General features: G+C 69.0%; 20 protein-coding genes and 1 pseudogene. 13 read left to right on the top strand and 8 right to left on the bottom strand.

Going from position 1 to position 20682, the window contains the following annotated elements:
- Nucleotides 1–59 precede the first annotated feature (59 nt).
- From B1H19_RS19550 to ccsB, 6 genes are all read left to right on the top strand, one after another.
- Nucleotides 60–740 (top strand): histidine phosphatase family protein, encoded by a 681-nt coding sequence (locus B1H19_RS19550; protein WP_083109745.1) that lies wholly within the window; start codon nt 60–62, stop codon nt 738–740.
- Nucleotides 741–885: 145 nt separating this feature from the next.
- Nucleotides 886–2109 carry a polysaccharide deacetylase family protein gene (locus tag B1H19_RS19545; protein ID WP_083105947.1) on the top strand — a complete coding sequence of 408 codons (1224 nt, stop codon included), beginning with the start codon at nt 886–888 and terminating at the stop codon, nt 2107–2109.
- A 120-nt stretch (nt 2110–2229) separates the two neighbouring features.
- Entirely contained in the window at nt 2230–2841 is a 612-nt protein-coding gene (locus tag B1H19_RS19540; protein WP_083105946.1) for a TlpA family protein disulfide reductase, read from the top strand.
- Between the two features lie 4 nt (nt 2842–2845).
- Nucleotides 2846–3607: a cytochrome c biogenesis CcdA family protein gene (locus tag B1H19_RS19535; protein ID WP_083105945.1), complete on the top strand. Its 762-nt coding sequence runs from the start codon at nt 2846–2848 to the stop codon at nt 3605–3607.
- A gap of 3 nt (nt 3608–3610) precedes the next feature.
- A complete protein-coding gene (gene resB, locus B1H19_RS19530; protein WP_083105944.1) occupies nt 3611–5455 on the top strand; it encodes a cytochrome c biogenesis protein ResB in 1845 nt (614 codons plus the stop codon).
- Nucleotides 5452–6540, top strand: a complete 1089-nt coding sequence (ccsB, locus tag B1H19_RS19525; protein WP_083105943.1) for a c-type cytochrome biogenesis protein CcsB — start codon at nt 5452–5454, stop codon at nt 6538–6540. The genes resB and ccsB overlap by 4 nt, the downstream gene beginning before the upstream one ends.
- Nucleotides 6541–6651: 111 nt before the next feature.
- On the opposite strand, the gene B1H19_RS19520 is transcribed toward ccsB, so the two are convergent.
- The 4 genes and pseudogenes from B1H19_RS19520 to B1H19_RS19505 form a co-directional block, all read right to left on the bottom strand.
- Nucleotides 6652–8079, bottom strand: coding sequence for an alkaline phosphatase family protein (locus tag B1H19_RS19520; RefSeq protein WP_083105942.1), 1428 nt, complete (start codon nt 8077–8079; stop codon nt 6652–6654).
- 202 nt (nt 8080–8281) lie between these two features.
- Nucleotides 8282–8515 (bottom strand): annotated as a pseudogene (locus tag B1H19_RS19515) (DUF4291 family protein); the annotation flags it as partial.
- Between the two features lie 156 nt (nt 8516–8671).
- Nucleotides 8672–9088: a YeeE/YedE thiosulfate transporter family protein gene (locus B1H19_RS19510; protein WP_083105941.1), complete on the bottom strand. Its 417-nt coding sequence runs from the start codon at nt 9086–9088 to the stop codon at nt 8672–8674.
- Entirely contained in the window at nt 9088–9744 is a 657-nt protein-coding gene (locus tag B1H19_RS19505; RefSeq protein WP_083105940.1) for a YeeE/YedE family protein, read from the bottom strand. The genes B1H19_RS19510 and B1H19_RS19505 overlap by 1 nt, the downstream gene beginning before the upstream one ends.
- Before the next feature lie 1609 nt (nt 9745–11353).
- Between B1H19_RS19505 and B1H19_RS19490 the strand changes: the two genes are divergently transcribed.
- Complete coding sequence (locus B1H19_RS19490; RefSeq protein WP_083105937.1) at nt 11354–12643, top strand: serine/threonine-protein kinase; 1290 nt, start codon at nt 11354–11356, stop codon at nt 12641–12643.
- A 93-nt stretch (nt 12644–12736) separates the two neighbouring features.
- Here the strand turns inward: B1H19_RS19490 and B1H19_RS19485 are convergent, their stop codons facing one another.
- Nucleotides 12737–13183, bottom strand: coding sequence for a PLD nuclease N-terminal domain-containing protein (locus tag B1H19_RS19485; protein ID WP_083105936.1), 447 nt, complete (start codon nt 13181–13183; stop codon nt 12737–12739).
- 91 nt (nt 13184–13274) lie between these two features.
- Between B1H19_RS19485 and B1H19_RS19480 the strand changes: the two genes are divergently transcribed.
- Together B1H19_RS19480 and mqnP are read left to right on the top strand one after the other, a co-directional pair.
- Nucleotides 13275–14729 (top strand): menaquinone biosynthesis decarboxylase, encoded by a 1455-nt coding sequence (locus tag B1H19_RS19480; RefSeq protein WP_083105935.1) that lies wholly within the window; start codon nt 13275–13277, stop codon nt 14727–14729.
- A complete protein-coding gene (gene mqnP, locus B1H19_RS19475) occupies nt 14726–15631 on the top strand; it encodes a menaquinone biosynthesis prenyltransferase MqnP (protein WP_083105934.1) in 906 nt (301 codons plus the stop codon). The genes B1H19_RS19480 and mqnP overlap by 4 nt, the downstream gene beginning before the upstream one ends.
- A gap of 72 nt (nt 15632–15703) precedes the next feature.
- Here mqnP and B1H19_RS19470 read toward each other — a convergent pair whose 3' ends face one another.
- Nucleotides 15704–16330 (bottom strand): DUF4870 domain-containing protein, encoded by a 627-nt coding sequence (locus B1H19_RS19470; RefSeq protein WP_083105933.1) that lies wholly within the window; start codon nt 16328–16330, stop codon nt 15704–15706.
- A gap of 90 nt (nt 16331–16420) precedes the next feature.
- Entirely contained in the window at nt 16421–17023 is a 603-nt protein-coding gene (locus tag B1H19_RS19465; RefSeq protein WP_083105932.1) for a rhomboid family intramembrane serine protease, read from the bottom strand.
- Nucleotides 17024–17140: 117 nt separating this feature from the next.
- Here B1H19_RS19465 and B1H19_RS19460 point away from each other — a divergent pair, with 117 nt between their 5' ends.
- Nucleotides 17141–17848, top strand: coding sequence for a UbiX family flavin prenyltransferase (locus B1H19_RS19460; protein ID WP_083109744.1), 708 nt, complete (start codon nt 17141–17143; stop codon nt 17846–17848).
- A 9-nt stretch (nt 17849–17857) separates the two neighbouring features.
- Here B1H19_RS19460 and B1H19_RS40355 read toward each other — a convergent pair whose 3' ends face one another.
- Complete coding sequence (locus B1H19_RS40355) at nt 17858–17992, bottom strand: hypothetical protein (protein ID WP_257789447.1); 135 nt, start codon at nt 17990–17992, stop codon at nt 17858–17860.
- A 192-nt stretch (nt 17993–18184) separates the two neighbouring features.
- On the opposite strand from B1H19_RS40355, the gene B1H19_RS19455 reads away from it, so the two are divergent.
- From B1H19_RS19455 to B1H19_RS19445, 3 genes are all read left to right on the top strand, one after another.
- On the top strand, nt 18185–18643 hold the full coding sequence (locus tag B1H19_RS19455; RefSeq protein ID WP_083105931.1) for an Lrp/AsnC family transcriptional regulator: 459 nt from the start codon (nt 18185–18187) through the stop codon (nt 18641–18643).
- 227 nt (nt 18644–18870) lie between these two features.
- Nucleotides 18871–20034: an aminofutalosine synthase MqnE gene (mqnE, locus tag B1H19_RS19450; RefSeq protein ID WP_083105930.1), complete on the top strand. Its 1164-nt coding sequence runs from the start codon at nt 18871–18873 to the stop codon at nt 20032–20034.
- A gap of 101 nt (nt 20035–20135) precedes the next feature.
- A complete protein-coding gene (locus tag B1H19_RS19445; RefSeq protein WP_083109743.1) occupies nt 20136–20423 on the top strand; it encodes a DUF4229 domain-containing protein in 288 nt (95 codons plus the stop codon).
- Nucleotides 20424–20682: the final 259 nt, after the last annotated feature.

Here is a 20682-nt window from a genome sequence, read left to right as displayed (position 1 = left end):
AGAAGAACGCGGACCCCCAGAAGAACGAGGCGGACCTCCGGAAGAAGGACGGCGGCGGGATGAGCGGCGACGACATCACCGTGGTGCATCTGATGCGGCACGGCGAGGTGCACAACCCGGAGGGTGTCCTGTACGGGCGCCGGCCCGGCTATCACCTCTCCGACCTGGGGCGGAAGATGGCCGACCGGGTCGCGGAGCATCTGGCGGAGCGGGACGTCACCCATGTCGTGGCCTCCCCGCTGGAGCGCGCGCAGGAGACCGCGCTGCCGATCGCGGGGGCGCACGGCCTGGAGCTGGCCACCGACGAGCGGCTGATCGAGGCGGCCAATGTCTTCGAGGGCAAGACGTTCGGGGTCGGCGACGGTGCGCTGAAGAAGCCGGGGAACTGGAAGTACCTGACCAACCCGTTCCGGCCCTCGTGGGGCGAGCCGTACATCGAGCAGGTCGTACGGATGATGGCGGCGCTCGGCGCGGCGCGGGATGCGGCGCGCGGACACGAGGCGGTGGCGGTCAGCCATCAGCTGCCGATCTGGATCGTGCGCAGTTTCGCCGAGCGGCGGCGGCTGTGGCACGACCCGCGGAAGCGGCAGTGCACGCTGGCCTCGCTGACGTCGTTCACCTTCCACGGCGACAAGATCATGTCGGTGGGGTACAGCGAGCCGGCGCGCGATCTGGTTCCCTCCCATCTTCTGGCGGGCGCCAAACCCGCCAAGGGAAAGTCGAAGGCTTTTGGCGCCTGATAGCGGCTCATTTGGCGCAACGTCATATGAGGCGAAAGGGAGCGAATTGAGCGCTTAGCCCGGAGCCCCATCCGTCGACATGCCCTCCACTCGGTTGTCCGTTTATATGGACAGTGAGTACGGCGAGTACGGATGGGGTCACGGAATGCACGCACTGAGTCGGCGGGATCTGCTGGGCCTGGGAGTTGGCGCCGCGACGGCCTTCGGCATAGCCGGCTGCTCCTCGTCCGGCGCGGGCGACGGAGCGGACAAACAGCGGGTGCAGGATGCCGTGCAGGCCCGTTCGAAGCTGATAGGCGACGGCTCCACCGCTGATTCGGGGGCGCAGCCCCATCAGCCCGAGCGCCCCGAGCGGCTGGAGCCCGGCCAGACCCCGCCGCAGTTCGTGGTCTTCTCCTGGGACGGCGCCGGAGAGGTGGGAAACGGCCTCTTCCCGCGTTTCCTCAAGCTCGCCAAGGACCACGGCGCGGCCATGACGTTCTTTCTCTCCGGCCTGTATCTCCTGCCGGAATCCCAGCGGCATCTCTACGAGCCGCCGAACAACCCGCTCGGCGCCTCCGCCATCGGCTATCTCGCCGACGAGCACATCAAGGAGACGCTGAGGTACGTGCGCCAGGCATGGCTGGACGGCCATGAGATCGGCACCCACTTCAACGGCCACTTCTGCTCCGGCACGGGCACCGTGAAGCTCTGGACGCCGCAGCAGTGGCAGTCCGAGATCGACCAGGCGATGGAATTCGTCACCAAGTGGCGTACGCATACGGGCTTCACGGACATAGAACCGCTGCCGTTCGACTACCGCAAGGAATTGGTCGGCGGCCGCACCCCCTGTCTGCTCGGCCAGGAGAATCTGCTGCCGACCGCCCGGAGTCTTGGCTGGCGCTATGACGCCAGCTCGCCCGGCGGACGGCAGAAGTGGCCCAGGAAAAAGTCCGGCCTGTGGGACTTCCCGCTCCAGCAGGTTCCCTTTCCGGGTCACTCTTTCGAGGTCCTCTCGATGGACTACAACATGCTCGCCAATCAGTCGCGGAACTCCACCAAGGCCCCGCCGGCCAACTACCCCGTATGGCGGCAGCAGGCGACCGACGCCTATGTCAAGGGATTCCAGCGGGCCTACGAGACCAACCGCGCGCCGTTCTTCATCGGCAACCACTTCGAGCAGTGGAACGGCGGTATCTACATGGACGCCGTGGAAGAAGCGCTCAAGCAGATCGCCGACGGCAGGAAACGGGATGTGCATCTCGTCTCGTTCCGGCAGCTCACCGACTGGCTCGACGCCCAGGACCCCGAGGTGATCGACCGGCTCCAGCGGATGGATGTGGGCGAGCGCCCGGACGGCGGCTGGAACGCGTACCTCTCGGCGGCCTGAGCCCCCGTCCGAGGCCCGCCCCTACGCCCTGACACGCCCCTTTGCACCGGTCGGCGCCGTGCTCGGGCCGTGCGAGGGGGGTGCGGAAGATCCGGAATCGGCCCATGCGAAACTTTTCACATGAGTGCCTGCCGTTCACGCCGCACCGGCCGCCGCCGACTCGTCCTGTTCGCCGCAGGGGCCGCGGCCGCTTCGCTGACGCTGAGCGCCTGTGGTGAGGGGACCTCCGGCGGCTCGGCCCAGACCCGGTTCGTCCAGGGCAAGAACGGCATCGCCACGGTGCCCAAGGCCGACCGCCAGCCGGCGCCCGAGCTGTCCGCGGAGACCACCACCGGCACGAAGAAGCTGAGCCTCGCCGACTTCAAGGGCAAGGTCATCGTCGTCAACGTCTGGGGATCGTGGTGCGGGCCGTGCAGCGCCGAAGCGCCCAACTTCGCCCAGGTCGCCAACGAGACCAAGAGCAAGGGCGTCCAGTTCCTCGGGATCAACACCCGCGACACCGACAAGACGCCGGCGGTCAGCTTCGAGGAAGAGCACAAGATCCCCTACCCGAGCCTGTACGACCCGGAGGGGAAGCTGATGCTGCGCTTCCCCAAGGGCAGTCTCAACCCGCAGTCGGTGCCCTCCACCCTGGCCATCGACCGCCACGGCAAGATCGCCGCCCGCTCGCTGGGGCCCCTCACCGCGGCCGATCTGCACAAGATGATCGACCCGCTGATCGCGGAGAAGTGATCGCGTGATCGAGCTCGCCGCCGCCGCGGAGAACCACACCATCGTCTCCGGGGCCCTGATCGCCGCCGTGCCCGTCGCCCTGCTCGCCGGGCTCGTCTCCTTCTTCTCGCCCTGCGTCCTGCCACTGGTCCCCGGCTATATGTCGTACGTCACCGGCGTCACCGGCACCGACCTCGCCGAGGCCCGCCGCGGCCGGATGCTGGCCGGCGCCTCCCTCTTCGTCCTCGGCTTCACCGCCGTCTTCGTCTCCACCGGCGCCCTCTTCGGGTACTTCGGGCAGACCCTCCAGGAATACCGCGACGTCATCTCGCGCATCCTCGGTGCGCTGATGATCCTGCTCGGGCTGGCCTTCGCCGGTGTCCTGACCCGCTTCGGCCAGCGCGAGCTGCGCTTCCACATCAGGCCCACGATGGGGCTGGTGGGCGCGCCGGTGCTCGGGGCCCTCTTCGGCATCGGCTGGACGCCCTGCATGGGCCCCACCCTCGCCGCCGTCGGCACCCTCTCGTTCTACGATGCCAGCGCCGGACGGGGCGCCCTGCTCACCGTCGTCTACTGCCTGGGCCTGGGACTGCCGTTCATCGCCGTCGCACTGGCCTTCCGCCGGGTGCTCGGCGCGTTCGGCTGGGTCAAGCGGCACTACCAGTGGGTCATGCGGATCGGCGGCGGCATGATGATCGTGCTCGGCGTCCTCCTGGTCACCGGCGTCTGGAACAGCCTGATGCAGGATCTCCAGGTCTGGACGGGAAGCTTCAATGTTGGGATCTGACTGATGGCCACCACGACCGGCACCCCCCGCGAGCCGGACACCGGCGCAGCCGCCGCCTCCGACGCGGGGGGCGATCTCGGCGCCGCCGGGTCCCAGCTCTCCACCGCCCCCAAGGAGGACATCTCCTTCCCCTCGCTCGGCCCGATCGGCTGGGTGCGGTGGTTCTGGCGCCAGCTGACCTCCATGCGGGTGGCGCTGCTGCTGCTCTTCCTGCTCTCCATCGGCGCGATCCCCGGCTCGCTGATCCCGCAGACCAGCATCGACCCGGTCAAGGTCGAGCAGTTCAAGTCCGAGCACGACACCCTGGGCGCGATCTACGACAAGCTGGGGATGTTCCACGTCTACAGCTCGGTGTGGTTCTCGGCGATCTATCTGCTGCTGTTCATCTCGCTGATCGGCTGCATCGTGCCGCGCAGCTGGCAGTTCGTCGGCCAGCTCCGCGGCCGCCCCCCGGCCGCCCCCCGCCGGCTGACCCGGCTGCCCGCGTACACCACCTGGCGTACGGACGCCGAGCCCGAGGCCGTCCTGGAGGCGGCGCAGCGGATGCTGAAGAAGCGGCGCTTCCGGGCGCACCGCACCGGCACCGCGGTCGCTGCCGAGAAGGGCTATCTGCGCGAGGTCGGCAACCTCGTCTTCCACGTCGCGCTGATCGTGATGCTGGTGGCGTTCGCCGTGGGCAGCCTGTGGAAGTCCGAGGGCGGCAAGCTGGTCACCGAGGGCGACGGCTTCTCCAACAGCCTCGTCCAGTACGACGACTTCAAGTCCGGCCCGTTCTTCGACACCGACACCATGGAGCCCTTCGGCTTCTCGCTGAAGAGGTTCGTGGCGACGTACGAGCGGACCGGGCCGCAGAAGGGCACCCCGCGCATCTTCCGCGCCGACATCAGCTACTTCACCGGGGCGGACGGCAAGGAGCACCACACCTCGATCGAGGTGAACACCCCGCTCGAGATCGCCGGCAACAAGGTCTTCCTGCTCTCCCACGGCTATTCGCCGGTGGTCACCGTCAAGGACGGCCGCGGCAAGGTCGTCTACCACGGCGCGGTCCCCTTCCTCCCGCAGGATCCAAAGAACTTCACCTCGACCGGCGTCGTCAAGGTGCCCGGCGCGCAGACCAAGGACGGCAAGCGCAACCAGCTCGGATTCAACGGGCTGTTCGTGCCGACCTTCGGCGGCAAGGACTCCGGGTCGATGTTCTCGCAGTTCCCGGCGCCGGACTTCCCCGTCCTGGCGGTCAACGCCTGGCACGGCGATCTGGGCGTCGACTCCGGTCTGCCGCAGAACGTCTACCAGCTCGACACCAAGCGGATGAAGCAGTACAAGGACGCCAAGGGCAACATCTTCAAGAAGATGCTGATGCCCAAGGACCGGCTGGAGAAGTCGGTCCGGCAGCACGCCGGCGTCAAGGGCGGCCTGACGGCGAAGGACGTCGCCGCCGACAGCACGATGCAGCTGCCCGGCGGCCAGGGCTCGATCACCTTCGAGGGCATCAAGTCCTGGGCCAGCTTCAAGATCACCCACCAGCCCGGCAACGGCCTCGCCCTGACCGGCGCGGTCGCCGCCCTGCTGGGCCTGGCCGGCTCGCTGTTCATCCAGCGGCGCCGGGTGTGGGTGCGGGCCGAGCGGGTCGAGGAAAACGGCGTCGGCGTCACCGTCGTCGAGATGGCGGGCCTGGGCCGCAGCGAATCGCCCCGGCTGCCGGAGGAACTCGGCCACCTCGCCGAGGCGCTCGCCCCGCACGCACCGCTCGCCCCCGAGCCCCCCGCGGCCGAGGCCGCCGACCAAGACCCGACGGAGCCCACCGACTCTGCCGATCCTGCTGATCCCTCCGAAGGAGCGCGTGCGTGACTCTCGCTGCCGCGGCCAACGAGACACTGGCCCACCAAAGCAATGTGCTGGTCTATTCGGCGATGGCGGTCTATACGCTCGCCTTCCTCGCCCATATGGCGGAGTGGGTGTTCGGCAGCCGCAGCAAGGTCGGCCGTACGGCCGCGGCGCTGACCGGCGAGGCCGCGGCACCCGCCGCGGTCACCGTCCAGAAGGCGCAGCAGGGCGGCGGCACCGCCGTACTGGAGCGCCCCAAGATCGTCACCCGGTCGGTCTCCGGCAGCCGTGACGTCCCCGACGGCCCCGGCGCCCACGGCGGCACCGAGAAGGGCGACCTCTACGGCCGGATCGCGATCTCGCTGACCGTCCTGGCCTGGGCGCTGCACGTCGGCGGCGTGATCACCCGCGCCCTGTCCGTACAGCGCGCCCCCTGGGGCAACATGTACGAGTTCTCCACGACGTTCGCCGCCGTCGCGGTCAGCTTCTACCTGGTGCTGCTCGTCCTGAAGAAGAACGTCCGCTGGATCGGCCTGCCCCTGGTCACCACCGTCCTGCTCGACCTGGGCCTGGCCGTCAGCGTCCTGTACACCGCCAGTGACCAGCTGGTGCCCGCGCTGCACTCCTACTGGCTGTGGATCCACGTCAGCTGCGCGATCATCTCCGGCGCGGCGCTCTACATCGGCGCGGTCGCCACCCTGCTCTTCCTCTTCCGCGACCGCTACGAGGACAAGCTCACCGACCCCGACGGCCCGCAGCCCGGCGCCTTCGCCGTCTCCGTCCTGGAACGGCTCCCCTCGGCCGCCTCCCTGGACAAGTTCGCCTACCGGATCAACGCCATCGTCTTCCCGCTGTGGACGTTCACCATCATCGCGGGCGCCATCTGGGCCGAGGCCGCCTGGGGCCGCTACTGGGGCTGGGACCCCAAGGAGGTCTGGGCGTTCATCACCTGGGTCGGCTACGCCTGCTACCTGCACGCCCGCGCCACGGTCGGCTGGAAGGGCCGCAAGGCCGCCGTACTGGGCCTGATCGCCTTCGCCTGCTACCTGTTCAACTACTACGGGGTGAACATCTTCGTCACCGGTCTGCACTCCTACGCGGGAGTCTGACCACGGGGGTGCGACTCCCACACCCCACGGTGCCGTACGGAACCGGGCCCGCCCTGAGCCCGGCCCCGTACGGCACCGTCGTCTTTCCGCCGTCCGGCCGCCGTCCGCGGCTCAGCGCCGCTTGCGCCGCCCCCGTTCCTGGCGGGGCATCTGCTGGTCCGCACCCGGCAGCGTCGGCCGCGGCAGATGCGCCACCTCCCACTGCGCCTCCGCCAGCTGCTCGGCGGTGTCGTCCGGCAGGTGCGGGGGCCGGGGCGCGGCGTCGCCGAAGCCGAAGGCGGAGGTCAGATCGCCGAAGGCGGAGCGCCGCCAGGCGCTGATGTTCGGCTCCCTGATGCCCGTGAACCGCTCCAGGAACTGGAGTACCGAGGTGTGGTCGAACGGGTCGCCCGCGGCCCAGCCGCCGACCGTCCAGGGAGAGACGATCACACACGGCACCCGGAAGCCGCCGCCGATCGGCAGGCTCCCCACGAACTCGTCCTTCGTCCCCGGTGGCGGCACCGGCGGCGGCACATGGTCGAACAGTCCGTCGTTCTCGTCGTAATTGAGGATGAAGACGGTTTTGCGCCATACCTTTGGGTTCGAGGCGATCGCCTCGATCTTCTTGGCGACGTAGTCGGCGCCGGCGGCCGGCAGATAGTCCGGGTGCTCGGACTGCGTGCTGGTGGGGATCAGCCAGGAGACGGCCGGCAGCCGGTCATTGCGGGCGTCGTCCTCGAAGGTCCCGGCCGGCTGCGGCCGCACCCCGCGCTCGTAGAGCGGATCGCCCGGCTCGGCGTCCCTGAACGCCTGGAACTGCTCCAGCAGATTGCACCCGTAGTCGTCCTCCTCCTGGTACACCTTCCAGCCGATGCCGGCCGCCTCCAGCCGCTCCGCATAGGTCGTCCAGCGGTACGGCTCGGGCGCGGTGTTGTTCAGGACCGGCCCGCCGCGGGTGCCGCCGGGGTCGAGGGTGCCGGTCATCCAGTAGAGGCGATTGGGCCAGGTGGGGCCGAAGACCGAGCAGAAGTAGTTGTCGCACAGGGTGAACGCCTCGGCGAGGGCGAACTGGAACGGGATGTCCTCGCGGGTGTGATAGCCCATCACATAGGGCCCGTTGATCCCGTCGGCCTTGCGGTGCGCGGGCAGCCAGCGGTCCATCTTCCCGCCGTTCCAGGCCTCGTGCTGGACGGACCAGGCGTGGCTGGTGGAGGGGATGGCCTGCGCGCTGGAGGAACGGGTGTCGAGGTGGAACGGCAGCAGATAGCCGTCCGGGTTCTGCGCGTCCGGCTGGTGGAAGACCGACCGGCCGTCGGGCAGCGTCAGCGCGTCCGGGTCGCCGAAACCGCGGACCCCGCGCAGTGTGCCGAAGTAGTGGTCGAACGAGCGGTTCTCCTGCATGAGCATCACGACGTGCTCGATGTCCCGCAGTGAGCCGTGGCGCGGCGGACCGGCGGCGACGGCCTTTTGGACGCTGGGCGGCAGCAGCGACAGCGCGGCTCCGCCGCTGATCGCTCCGGCCGCTGAGCCGAGGAGTCTGCGTCGGGTCATATCAGGCATATCTGCCACTCTCCCTGAGTCGCGTACGGCCTCGGTGGCCGTTGCGACTGTGGCGGCGCCCCGGTTTCCCGGGCAGGGGGAGATGACTGAACGCCGTCTCAACTAGCCGTGAACGGACGCGAGTTGGCTGGTCAGCGCTACGTCCGCTACGCCACGCGCCGCGGACGGTACATCGCCCGGACTGCGGGTTTCCGGCCATGTGTCAGGACACGCGGACAAGCCCCGGAGTTCCCTCGGGTGCCGGGTAGGGAAGCTCCACGGGCGGCAGCGCGGCGGCCGCGTCCACCTCGCCCGCGCGCACCCGGGCACGGACCTCATGGGCGAGCGGCGTGCCGTCCGTGATGCCCACCGTCCACTCATCGGCGTAGCGCCGCGACGCCTCCCCCGCGAGCCCCAGCCGAAGCGAACGGTACGGCAGCGGCTGGAGCTGCAGATCACCGCTCGCACCCCGGCCGCTTCGCGGTCCGTGACGCCGCGGGAGCCGGGGTCTGCGTCGCCCAGTCTCAGGGGGGGCGTGGGCTGCCGCGGGCCGTCGGGGAGATCGTCAGAGCGAGTGCCCCACCTTCATGCTCGTGTCGGTGGGCGTGCTTGGTTACAGCCCGCAGGAGCCGCGGTCGAGGTGGAAGTACCGGGCGTTGGCCCAGCGGCACAGCCGGATACCGACGATGACGCCGACGATGGTGATCAGGGCAGGCAGGTATCCGCTGGCGACCTGGATGATCGGGATCGCAGGGCACCCACCTGAGATCGCCCAGCCCGTACCGAACAACACCGCGCCGGGGATCACGCCTGCGTGGATGCGCCCTGGGGTGCGGCGGACCCGTAGCAGAGCGAACGCGCACACGAGGATCACCACAGCACCCGCGAAGGAGAGCAACATGCGCAGGTCCTGGAAGGTGAACATGCGGTTCAGCTCGGCGTAGTCGCCGAAACCGATGTTGGTGACGGTATAACCGAGGGCCAGTCCGGTGATGATGTTGGCCAGCAGAATCGCGCCCCGGGTGCGCATCAGATCACCTTCCACAGGAGGAACGACACCACGACGGCGGTGCCGAAGAACACGGCGGTCGCAACGATGCTGACCGGGCGTAGCCGGCCGCAGCCGCTGAGTCCGTGGCCGGAGCTGCACCCACCGGCCAGCCGAGTGCCGAAGCCGACCAGCACACCTCCCACGAACAGCATGACGATCATGGTGGTCGAATCGGCGGTGACCAGGTCCCGAAAACCCGGGCCCATGTCGTAGCGGAGGTGGAACCGCCCGGAGGCAACCGCGGCGATGAACCCACCGAGGAAGATCGACATCAGCAGGGCAGCCTGAGTGACCAGCGGGGCCGGGCGCAGGCTCGTGGCTGCCGGGTGCTCACTTGCTGCCGGTTCGGCGTCGGCTTCGAGCGGCTGCGACTTCTCGTACGGAACCTGCGGCACGGTAGACGTGCCGGTGCCGGTGCCGAAGTGCTCGGCTGTGGCTGCGGCAAGCGCCTCAGCCAGCGCTTGGTCGTCGGCGAACTCCTCGTCCATCCGCTCGAGCTGGCGTTCGCGACGCCAGTGCAGAACGCGATCCCACGCGGCCGACACCCCGAGGGACCGATCGGTGATGAGGGTGTGGTTGATGGTGATCAGAGCGAGCCCGATAGCGCCCGCCCACCAGGGCCAGTAGGCACTCATGCGGGTCCTCTCATCCATTCGGCAATTCGAGCCCACCAGCCGCGCTTTGAGCGGGGCGCAGCGAGGCGGTCCGAAGGTCGGGCAACCTGTGGTGACGGTTGCTGATGCCGGACACCTGCTTGCGAAGGTGTCGCCCCGAACTGGGCCATGGCCTCCGGTGTCGCGGTTCCGGGTCCTGACTGCTCATCTGGCCGGGTCGTCCGGGTGGCGCTGGAGCGGTCCATGTCGGCCGGGGCTTCGAGGTGCCGCGCCTGGGCCCCGTTGGGCAGCAGGCTGATCGGCACGCGCTCGCCGGTGAGTGACATCTGGTAGCGCGCGCAGCCGAGCCATCGATCCGAGCTGTCGCAGTAGTACTCGCGCCAGCCTTGCAAGCTCGCCTTAAGTAGGGGGAAAAGGGGACATCCTGCAGCGTGCGAGCAACCCACGTTGCTCCCTCCTAACTGGCGTACCACCCGTTGGGGGAGAGCGGTTTCCGTTCTCGATTCCTGCCGCCGCCGGCCCGGTCGCTGGCCTGAAAAGCAATGCGGTGGCGGGCAGTGACAGAAGGCGCTGTGCCTCAATTCCTCGACCGGGCGCGATGCAATCATTGTTTCGGTGTGCCGAGCAACTCGGGGAATTTTTCCAAACAGGTCACTTGGCACTACTTAGTGAGATACTCTCCGCCGCGGATTTGCGGTGTCTGTCTCTCGTGTCCGGATATTTGCGACAGTCGGCGAGGTCGCTTGGATTCGTGATTCGACTTCGTGATCGCGGCCCGCGCCGACGCAAGTCAGCCGTTTATGGAGAGGGTGTAAATTCTGGAGTTCCTTGCGGCGATGGCGTGAATGTCGTGTATGTCAAACGAAGGGCTGAGGAAGAGTAATCATGTGTCAGCGTGCTGTCTGTCGGTCGTGCCGGAAGTTGACCCATGAGGGCTGCGGAAAGCATGTGGACCAAGTGCTCATGGGTGTACCAACGGCTCAGCGGTGCACGTGTGAGCCCGCGGAACGCAAGCGTGAACGCACAGTCGAGGCGGCGACTCGATCGGAATCTGTGCCCGCCCGACAGAGCGGGGCGTCGCGACGCACACCCGCTCCTGGGAGTCTGCCGGGCCGATCCAGGGGCGGCTGCTGGGCTCGGCTCATCGATTGGGTGAAAAGACCGGCATGAGACAGGGATCCGAGTGCGCTCGCTTTGAGCCCTTGAGTGTGAAGTATTGGTTATTGGGCCATGAGAATACGGATTTGAGAACTCCGGGGTGCCAAGTGGCACCGAGCGCCCAGCGCGGAGCCGGCGCCGACACCCGCGTCTCGCGACGTACGTCATCGGCGCTCTGCATGACAGCACGCGCTTCGCCTGATGGCCTCATCCACTTTCTGCGGGCCCGCCGCGCCAAAGAATGTCTTAGCGCGATGATCCTCCGGATGGAGAACCGGCACGGGGGGAAGCAGCCCGCTCCTGCGGTCGGCGCCCCTGCCCGTAGCAGCCGGGCGCCACGCCGCCCGCAAAGACAAGGTCGCAGGGCCGGTACGCTGAGGCCGCTGCGGCACCCCGCACCTTGATCCGCGCCCCACGGTGAGTCATGGCTTACGGCGATCAAGACGTCTTTGCGCATGAGGATGAAGAACAAGTGCTGATAGCGGGCCGATATCGGCTGCGAGACACCATCGGGCGGGGCGCGATGGGGGAGGTCTGGCGGGCCTTCGACGAGACGCTCGGCAGACCGGTTGCCGTGAAACTCCTGCTACCCCACGACTCCGACCCCACCGCGCCCTCCCGCTTCCGGCTGGAGGCGCAGACCGCCGGACGCCTCAGCCACCCGCATGTGGTCGCCGTTCTCGACTTCGGCGAGCACGAAGACCGGCTGTTCCTGGTGATGGAGCTCGTCGAGGGGGACAGCCTCGCCGACCGGCTCACCGTCTCCGGACCGCTGCCCGCCGAGCTCGTGGCCCAGATCGCCGCACAGGCCGCCCTTGGGCTGGCCGCCGCACACCAGCAGGGCATCGTGCACCGGGACATCAAGCCGGCCAACCTCCTGCTGGGCGCCGACGGCACCCTGAAGATAGGCGACTTCGGCATCGCCCGCTTCCTCGACGACCCCGGTGCCGCGCTCACCGCCACCGGTCAGATCGTCGGCACCAGCCTTTACCTCGCGCCCGAGCGGGCCCTGGGCCGCACCGCCGGCCCGGCATCCGACGTGTACTCCCTGGGCTGCCTGCTCTACCAACTCCTCACCGGCCGACCGCCGTTCCAGGCGGACACTGCGCTCGCGGTGCTTCATCAACACCTCGATGCCGCCCCCGTCCCACCCCGGCGACTCGGCGCCGATCTACCGCCCGCCTTCGAAAGCTATCTGCTCGGTCTGCTGGCCAAGGAGCCCGAGAGCCGACCCACGGCTGAGGAGGTGGCGGACTGGTTCGAGCGCGGAGCCTGGCGCGGTGCGCGGGAGCCGCTGCCGAACGAACACCAGCATCACGGCCGCCCGGACCGGCCGCTCGTCACCGGCTCAAGGGCTGCCGCCCCTGCGAGCTCCCTCTCCGCTTCCACCGCCCACTCCGACCGTGCGTTCACCCCGGTGCCGGACACCGAGTGGCGAACGAGCGTGCACCGGGCCGCGACCCGCCGCTCACACCTGCCGTTCCTCCGCCGTTCCCGGCTGGTGGCTGTGCTGGGCGGCGCCGGCCTCTTCACCCTGGCGTTGGTGGTGGGCATGGTGTGGTTCTCGCCCGGCACCGGCTCGGCGCAGGGGCCGCAGACCACCCGCTCCACGAGCACGAGCCCCGCCACGCCGTCCCCTTCGGCGTCCTACGAGACTGCTTTCTCACCCCCGGCACAGCCTGCCGAGCAGAAGCCGGAGCGGGCCCCTGAAGTCACACCAGGCCCCAAGAAGGCCAACAAGCCCGGCAAGCGCAAGCACTGACAGGTGAGGGCGGCGGGGCCGGTGCTCACGGCGGCTCATCCTGGCCCACGGGTACGCCGCCCGGGGTCAGCGAATTCCGTCGGTGGCCCGCCCCTACTCCTTGGCGGCCGGGGGCGTGTCCTCGGGCCCGTTCGCCGGGCCGTCCTGGGCGCCCTCGTGCTTGCGGCGCAGTTCCTCCTCGCGGCGGCGCAGATCGGCCTCCCAGTCCTTCAGCAGCGCCTCGTCCTTCTTGTTCTCCTCCTTGAGGGAACGGAGGAACTCGGGATTGTCGTCCGGTGCGATCCACTTCGCGCTGCTGTGGTTGCGGTGCCATTCGGCGGGCGTGCTGCCGCCGCCGCCCGTCACCGGCTGCCGGTGCTTGCCCGCCGCCAGCCAGGCGATCGGCCCGACCAGCACCTCGCCGAAGAGCAGGATGACGAGCACCCACACCACCTTCGGCAGCCCGCGCACCTGCGATTCGGGGGTGTTCAGGCAGTCGATGAAGGCGTAGATCCACAGGGCCAGGACCAGGAGGAACGGCAGATACCTGATGAGGAACATGGTCGCTACGACCCCCGGCGCGACTGGGCGGCGGGCCCGCGACGGGGCCCGGTGACCCGTACAGGGTAGTGCGTACCGGATACTGGAGCGCATGGCTTACGACGATCTTCGCGCCCTGCTGCGGGCCCTGGAACGCGAGGGCGACCTCAAGCGGATCAAGGCCGAGGTCGACCCGTATCTGGAAGTCGGCGAGATCGTGGACCGGGTGCAGAAGTCCGGCGGTCCGGCGCTGCTCTTCGAGAACGTCAAGGGCTCGGCGATGCCGCTCGCGATGAACGTGTACGGCACCGACCGCCGCCTGCTCAAGGCGCTCGGCCTCACGGCGTACGGCGATATCAGCGACAAGATCGCCGGGCTGCTCAAACCGGAGCTGCCGCAGGGCTTCGTCGGCGTACGGGAGGCGTTCGGCAAGCTCGCCGGGATGACGCATGTCCCGCCGAAGAAGGTCAAGGGCGACGCACCCGTCCAGGAGGTCGTGCTGCGGGGCGACGAGGTCGATCTCGACCGGCTCCCGGCGCTGTTCACCTGGCCCGAGGACGGCGGCTCCTTCTTCAATCTGGGCCTGACCCACACCAAGCACCCCGAGACCGGCGTGCGCAACCTGGGCCTCTACCGCCTCCAGCGCCACGACAAGCGCACCATCGGTATGCACTGGCAGATCCACAAGGACAGCCGCAACCACTACCAGGTGGCCGCCAAGCGCGGCGAGAAGCTGCCGGTCGCCATCGCCTTCGGCTGCCCGCCGGCCGTCACGTACGCCTCGACCGCGCCGCTGCCCGGCGATATCGACGAATACCTCTTCGCGGGCTTCGTCCAGGGCAAGCGGGTCGAAATGGTCGACTGCAAGACCGTGCCGCTCCAGGTCCCGGCGAACGCGGAGGTCGTGCTGGAGGGGTGGCTGGAGCCCGGTGAGATGCTGCCGGAGGGCCCGTTCGGCGACCACACGGGCTTCTACACGCCGCAGGAGCCGTTCCCGGCGCTGACGATCGACTGTGTGACGATGCGTCGGCGGCCGCTGCTCCAGTCGATCGTGGTGGGCCGCCCGCCGACCGAGGACGGTCCGCTGGGCCGCGCGACGGAGCGTTTCTTCCTCCCCCTCCTCAAGATCATCGTGCCGGACATCGTGGACTACCACCTGCCCGAGTCCGGCGGCTTCCACAACTGCGCGATCGTCTCGATCGACAAGAAGTACCCCAAGCACGCACAGAAGGTGATGCACGCCATCTGGGGCGCGCACATGATGTCGCTGACCAAGCTGATCGTGGTCGTCGACGCCGACTGCGATGTGCACGATCTGCACGAGGTGTCCTGGCGGGCGCTGGGCAACACCGACTACGCCCGCGACCTGACCGTCGTCGAGGGCCCCGTCGACCATCTCGACCACGCCTCCTACCAGCAGTTCTGGGGCGGCAAGGCGGGCATCGACGCGACGAAGAAGTGGCCCGAGGAGGGCTATACACGCGACGGGGGGTGGCCGAACATGGTCGAGTCCGACCCGCGGACGGCCGCCCTGGTGGACCGCCGCTGGAAGGAGTACGGGCTGTGACCGCCTCGGCCGCCGCGGTCCCGCAGCAGCCGGGCCGGACCAGGGCGTTCCTCCGCCTGGTGATGATCGAGCACTCGGTCTTCGCGCTGCCCTTCGCCTATATCGCCTCGCTCACCGCGATGTTCCAGTGGGACCGGACCATCCACTGGGTCCGGCTGCTGCTGGTCACCGTCGCCATGGTCGGCCTGCGCACCTTCGCGATGGCGTGCAACCGCATCATCGACCGCGAGATCGACGCCCGGAACCCGCGCACCGCGACCCGGGAGCTGGTCACCGGCGCGGTCACCGTGAAGTCCGCCTGGACCGGCGCGCTGATCGCCGTGGTGGTCTTCCTGGGCGCCGCGGCGCTGCTCAATCCGCTGTGCCTGGCCCTCGCGCCCATCGCGGTGATCCCGATGGTGGTCTATCCGTACGGCAAGCGCTTCACCGACTTCCCGCATGCGATCCTCGGCCTCGCCCAGGCGATGGGGCCGGTCGGCGCCTGGATCGCGATCAGCGGGAGCTGGTCGTGGGACGCGGTCGTCCTCGGGCTGGCCGTCGGCGTCTGGATCGGCGGCTTCGACCTGATCTTCGGCTGCCAGGACGTCCAGGCCGACCGCGCGCACGGCGTGAAGTCCGTGCCGGCCCGCTTCGGCATCCCGGCGGCGCTGCACGGCGCCCGCGCCAGCCATGTCGTCACCACGGCGCTGCTGGTCTGGTACGCGCTGGCCACCGGCGCCGGGGTCTTCTTCTGGGCCGGTCTGGTGGTCGTGGCCGTCGCGTTCCTCTATGAGCACACCATCGTCCGCCCGCACGATCTGTCCCGGCTCAACCGGGCCTTCTTCACGGTCAACGGATTCATCGGCATCGCGCTGTTCGTCTGCGCGCTGCTGGATCTGCTGGTGCGTGGGCTGACGGTCTGACGGGTCGGCCCGCTGCCGGGGCCGGGACGGATCGGTGGGGCCGGGGGCGGCTCGGAGCGGGGCCCGGACGCCTCAGACCTTCACCATCGGAAAGGCGATCAGCCGCGGGTAGGTCCACAGCTGGCCGCTGTTGGCCTTCACCGTGCCGATGATGGCGCAGACCATGCCGGATATGGCGTAGGCGGCCATGAGGCTCATCACCGTCAGCAGCGGCACCGCAATACCGTCGTTGTTCGCCTTCTCGCCACCGGAGAGGGCCTCGAAGGTGAAGCCGCTGGCGAACCACAGGCCCACCCCGAAGAACACCACGATGGCCTGGGTGAAGCCGAAGTTCATCGCCTGGGTGGCGTGGTGGCGGACATAGGGGTCGTGCTGGTTCTTGGCGCTGCTGCGGATGGACAGCGGGGCGACCCAGCCGAGGAGGCCGCCGAGGCCGCAGCACAGCCCGGAGCCCACCACGACGGTCAGCAGCGCGCCCAGATGCGCCCACATCGCGGGGCCCTTCGAGGGCGGGGACATCTGGGGGCCGTAGCCGGGACCGGGCTGCTGGTAGGCGGGGCCCGCCGGATAGCCGGGACCGGCCGCCTGGTAGCCGTGGCCGCCGCCCGCCGAGGGGTCGCCCCAGCCCGGCTGGGCGCCGTACGGCTGCTGCGGACCGCCGGGATACGGTCCGTATCCGGGCTGGTGGTAGTCGGACATACTGGCTCACCCCGTGTCGCTGCCGCTGTCGCCCGTCGCCGTGCCGGTGTCAACTGGCCGCGGCAGCGGGCGGTTTCCGTCGATGCGAGACTACGGGACGGGTCGGACAGCGGTTCGGGCGGTGACCGCACGCGGGCGCTGCCGCACGACGAACGCGGCCACCACCCCGCCTATCAGCCCGAACAGATGGCCCTGCCAGCTGATCTGGCCGGCCGTCGTCGGCAGGGCGCCCCAGAGGATCGAGCCGTACACCACGCCGACGGCCAGGCCGATGCCGATGTCCAGCGCCTTGCGCTCGATGAAACCGCGCACCAGGAGATAGCCGAAGAGGCCGAAGACCACGCCCGAGGCGCCCGCGGTGTTGCTGCCCGGCGCCGCCGTCAGCCAGACGCCCAGGCCGCTGGCGACGATGACCAGCAGGACGACGCCGAGAAAGCGGCGTATCCCGCTGCGCAGTGCGGCGATGAAGCCGAGGACCAGCAGCGGCAGGGTGTTGGCGGCCAGATGCCCGAAGCCGAAGTGCATGAAGGCGGCGGGGACGATGTCGACCAGCTCGGCGGGATCGCGCGGCTGGATGCCGAAGGTGTCCAGCGCGCCGCCGGTCAGGACGTCGACGCCTTCCAGCAGCCACAGGAGCGCGACCCAGCCCAGCATCAGCATCAGGCAGATCACGGGCTTCGCACGTGCGGTCATCGTCCGGCCATCCCTTCCCGTCCCCCCACGCGCGAGGGGCGCACAGGTAAGAACGGTCGTGACGGGGTCGGTGGTTCCTGCGGATAGGCTCGAGTTGTGGAGCCGCCGCACAACGACATGAGCAACGCCAGTAAGCCGGATCCCGGCCGCCGCCGTCCGTGGGTCGTGGGAGTCTCCGGCGCGTCCGGAACGCCCTATGCCGCATCCGTGCTGCGGGGGCTGCTCGCCGCGGGGGAGGCGGTGGACCTGGTCGTCAGCCGGGCCTCGCGGCTGACGCTGCTGGACGAGACCGGTATCGCGTTCCGGGATGCTCATTGGCGCAGCGACCTGCGGGAATGGCTGGCGCTCGGGGCGGACGGCAAGCCGGGGGCGTTCGCGGTGAGCGAGGCGGATCTGGCGGATGTGCGGTACTGGCCGGCCGGTGATCTGGCGGCCGGCCCGTCGTCCGGTTCGTATCCCGCCAAGGGGATGCTGATCGTCCCGGCCAGCACGGCGTGTGTGGCCGGGGTCGCGCTCGGGCTCTCGAAGGATCTGCTCCAGCGGGTGGCGAGCGTGACGCTCAAGGAGCGCCGCCGGCTGGTGGTCACGGTGCGGGAGACGCCGCTGAGCGGACCGACGCTGAAGCAGCTGGTGATGCTGGACGAGGCGGGCGCGATCGTGCTGCCCGCCTCGCCGGCGTTCTATGCGGGGGCGACGCACATCCAGGATCTGGTGGACTTCGTCGCGGGCCGGGTGCTCGATGCGGCCGAGGTGCCGCACGGGCTGTACCGGCGCTGGGAGGGGGAGCTGCGGGGAGGCTCCAAGGAGGAGGCCGACCCGTCGTAGCTCCCGTGGTCAGCGCTTCTTTGCCGCGGCGGCGCGGCCGAAGAGGCGCCGGGACCGCGGGGCCGCTTCCCGGTGGGCACGTGAACGATTGGCCTGGTCCTGAAGCTCGCGCATGCGGGCGTAGGCCATCTCGATCGAGTACACGGTGACTGCTCCTGTGAAGGTCGTCTAGAAGGTCGTCGCTGGTGGACGCTGATTGTGGGAAGGTCCGAGCCGGTTCCCCGAATCGGTGATCCGAATCGAATGATCCAACAGATTCGCAGGGTTTGAAGCCCTGATGCCTTAGATTCTACATGCAGAACTCGAAAATGCGTAAAGATTGGAAGGCTTGAGGGCATGGACGCGGTGGATAGGCAGCTCATCCAGGCACTTCGCGAGAACGGCCGGGCCTCATACGCGGAGCTGGGCCGGCTGGTCGGCCTCTCCGGGCCCAGCGTCACCGACCGGATCAACCGCCTGGAGGCGGCCGGCGTGATCACCGGCTACCGCGCCACGGTCGACGCCGCCTCCCTCGGGCTCGGCGTCACCGCGCTGGTCGGCATCTCCCTGTCGGACGCCGCCGACCACGAGGACGTGGCGCGCCGGCTCAAGGACCTCGCCGAGATCGAGGACTGCTGGTTCATCGCCGGCGACGACTCGTACATGCTCAAGGTGCGGGTGTGCGATGTGGACGGCCTGGAGCGCACCATCCGGCGGCTGTCCGGCACCAAGGGCGTCTCCCGCACGCGCACCACGATCGTGCTCTCCACCAAGTGGGAGAACCGCGTCGGCGAACTGCCCGAAGAGGCCCGGTAGGGCGGCCGGGACCGTACGGGAGCACGGGCGGACGGGGCGGGCACACGGCCCCTCTCCGCCCGACCCCCGGGGGCTTCCCGCCGCCCGGAGAACGGGGGAGTAGGCTCGGCGAAGCCGATTTTTCGGTACCGAACGCCATCGAAGCGGTACCGAAACGGCACGGATACGGCACGCATACGGGCACGGACGTGGCCGGGACACTGGGAGGCGACGGGATGGCTGCATCTATGGATGCGGGCCTCAAGCGCGAGCTGGAGGCGAAGGTCCACGCCGGAGAGCGGCTGACCCGCGAGGACGGTATCGCCCTCTACGAGTCCGACGACCTGGCATGGCTGGGCGGCCTCGCCCACGAGGTACGCACCCGCAAGAACGGCGACGTCGTCCACTTCAACGTCAACCGCCACCTCAACATGACCAATGTGTGCACCGCGTCGTGCGCCTACTGCTCCTTCCAGCGCAAGCCGGGCGAGAAGGACGCGTACACGATGCGCATCGAGGAGGCCGTCCGCCTGGCCAAGGCCATGGAGGGCGAGAACCTCACCGAACTGCACATCGTCAACGGACTGCACCCGACCCTCCCCTGGCGCTACTACCCGCGGTCCCTCAAGGCGCTCAAGGAAGCCCTCCCGTCGGTCTCCCTCAAGGCGTTCACCGCCACCGAGATCCACCACTTCGAGACCATCTCCGGCCTGACCGCCTCCGAGATCCTCGACGAGCTGATCGACGCCGGCCTGGAGTCGCTCACCGGCGGCGGCGCCGAGATCTTCGACTGGGAGGTCCGGCAGCACATCGTCGACCACCGCACCCACTGGGAAGACTGGTCGCGCATCCACCGCCTCGCCCACGAAAAGGGCCTCAAGACCCCCTCGACGATGCTCTACGGGCACATCGAGGAGCCCCGCCACCGCGTCGACCACGTCCTGCGGCTGCGCGAACTCCAGGACGAGACCGGCGGCTTCCAGGTCTTCATCCCCCTGCGCTACCAGCACGACTTCGTCGACATGCAGGACGGCAAGGTCCGCAACCGCCTCCAGGCGCGTACGACGATGGCCAGCGGCGCCGAGGCCCTCAAGACCTTCGCCGTCTCCCGTCTCCTCTTCGACAACGTCCCGCACATCAAGTGCTTCTGGGTGATGCACGGTCTCCAGACCACCCAGCTCGCCCTCCAGCACGGCGCGGACGACATGGACGGCTCGGTCGTCGAGTACAAGATCACCCACGACGCGGACAACTACGGCACGCCCAACAAGCTCACCCGCGAGGACCTGCTGGAGCTGATCCGCGACGCGGGCTTCCGCCCCATCGAGCGCAACACCCGCTACGAGGCCATCCGCGAGTACCCGGGCCCGGACCCGGACCGCCGCGAGGCGCCGCAGCCGATGCGCCTCTGAGCGGCGGGGCGGCCGCGGCGGGGCCGGAGAAGATCGCCCCCGCCGCTGTGCTTCACTGGCAGGAGACCCTTTCGGTTGCCGTTGAGAAGAAGGTCCCCTCCGTGAGTAGCCCCAAGTTCGCCACGCTCCGCTACACCGCCCTCCGGATCGGTCTCTTCCTCGCGTCCTTCGCCGTGGTGTGGGTGCTGGCCTACTTCCGGATCATCCCGATCGCCGTCGCCGGCTCCAACTTCGTCTGGCTGCTGCTGCTGGCCATCGTGATCTCCGCGCCGCTCAGCTTCGTGCTGCTGCGCAAGCAGCGGGATGCGATGTCCGAGCAGATCGTGGCCAAGGTCGACCGCCAGCGCGAGCGCCTCGCGGCCAACCGCAGCTCGGAAGACGACCTGTAGGCGGACCTGTAAGGGGCGGCGGCGCGGCGTGTAAGACGCCTCACAGCGCGCCGCACACCGAACCGCACACCAAGCCTTGCGCCGCAGGCGCCCGGTAAGGGGGAAATTCCCCAACTACCGGGCGCCTGCGGCGTTTTCCGCCTTTGTCCCGGCCGTCTCGGGGCTCCGCCGCAGCGCCAACCCAACCCAAAGATTCTCTTTGGGTTCCTCAAAGTTCAAGTGTTAACGTGTTCATCATGAAGACAGCAGCCGCGCCCCC

Source organism: Streptomyces gilvosporeus (assembly GCF_002082195.1).
GTDB lineage: Bacteria > Actinomycetota > Actinomycetes > Streptomycetales > Streptomycetaceae > Streptomyces > Streptomyces gilvosporeus.
Note: the sequence above shows the minus strand (reverse complement) of the source record. Positions and strands in the feature narration are given on the sequence as shown.

Bases quoted from the DNA above. Each gene is read 5' to 3' on its own strand.
- B1H19_RS19465 (WP_083105932.1), bottom strand. From the start codon at position 17,023: ATGACCGCACGTGCGAAGCCCGTGATCTGCCTGATGCTGATGCTGGGC.
- resB (WP_083105944.1), top strand. From the start codon at position 3,611: ATGGCCACCACGACCGGCACCCCCCGCGAGCCGGACACCGGCGCAGCC.
- B1H19_RS19485 (WP_083105936.1), bottom strand. From the start codon at position 13,183: ATGTTCCTCATCAGGTATCTGCCGTTCCTCCTGGTCCTGGCCCTGTGG.
- B1H19_RS19545 (WP_083105947.1), top strand. From the start codon at position 886: ATGCACGCACTGAGTCGGCGGGATCTGCTGGGCCTGGGAGTTGGCGCC.
- B1H19_RS19505 (WP_083105940.1), bottom strand. From the start codon at position 9,744: ATGAGTGCCTACTGGCCCTGGTGGGCGGGCGCTATCGGGCTCGCTCTG.
- mqnE (WP_083105930.1), top strand. From the start codon at position 18,871: ATGGATGCGGGCCTCAAGCGCGAGCTGGAGGCGAAGGTCCACGCCGGA.
- B1H19_RS19510 (WP_083105941.1), bottom strand. From the start codon at position 9,088: ATGCGCACCCGGGGCGCGATTCTGCTGGCCAACATCATCACCGGACTG.
- B1H19_RS19550 (WP_083109745.1), top strand. From the start codon at position 60: ATGAGCGGCGACGACATCACCGTGGTGCATCTGATGCGGCACGGCGAG.
- B1H19_RS19470 (WP_083105933.1), bottom strand. From the start codon at position 16,330: ATGTCCGACTACCACCAGCCCGGATACGGACCGTATCCCGGCGGTCCG.
- B1H19_RS19455 (WP_083105931.1), top strand. From the start codon at position 18,185: ATGGACGCGGTGGATAGGCAGCTCATCCAGGCACTTCGCGAGAACGGC.
- B1H19_RS19460 (WP_083109744.1), top strand. From the start codon at position 17,141: ATGAGCAACGCCAGTAAGCCGGATCCCGGCCGCCGCCGTCCGTGGGTC.
- B1H19_RS19480 (WP_083105935.1), top strand. From the start codon at position 13,275: ATGGCTTACGACGATCTTCGCGCCCTGCTGCGGGCCCTGGAACGCGAG.
- B1H19_RS19520 (WP_083105942.1), bottom strand. From the start codon at position 8,079: ATGCCTGATATGACCCGACGCAGACTCCTCGGCTCAGCGGCCGGAGCG.
- B1H19_RS19540 (WP_083105946.1), top strand. From the start codon at position 2,230: ATGAGTGCCTGCCGTTCACGCCGCACCGGCCGCCGCCGACTCGTCCTG.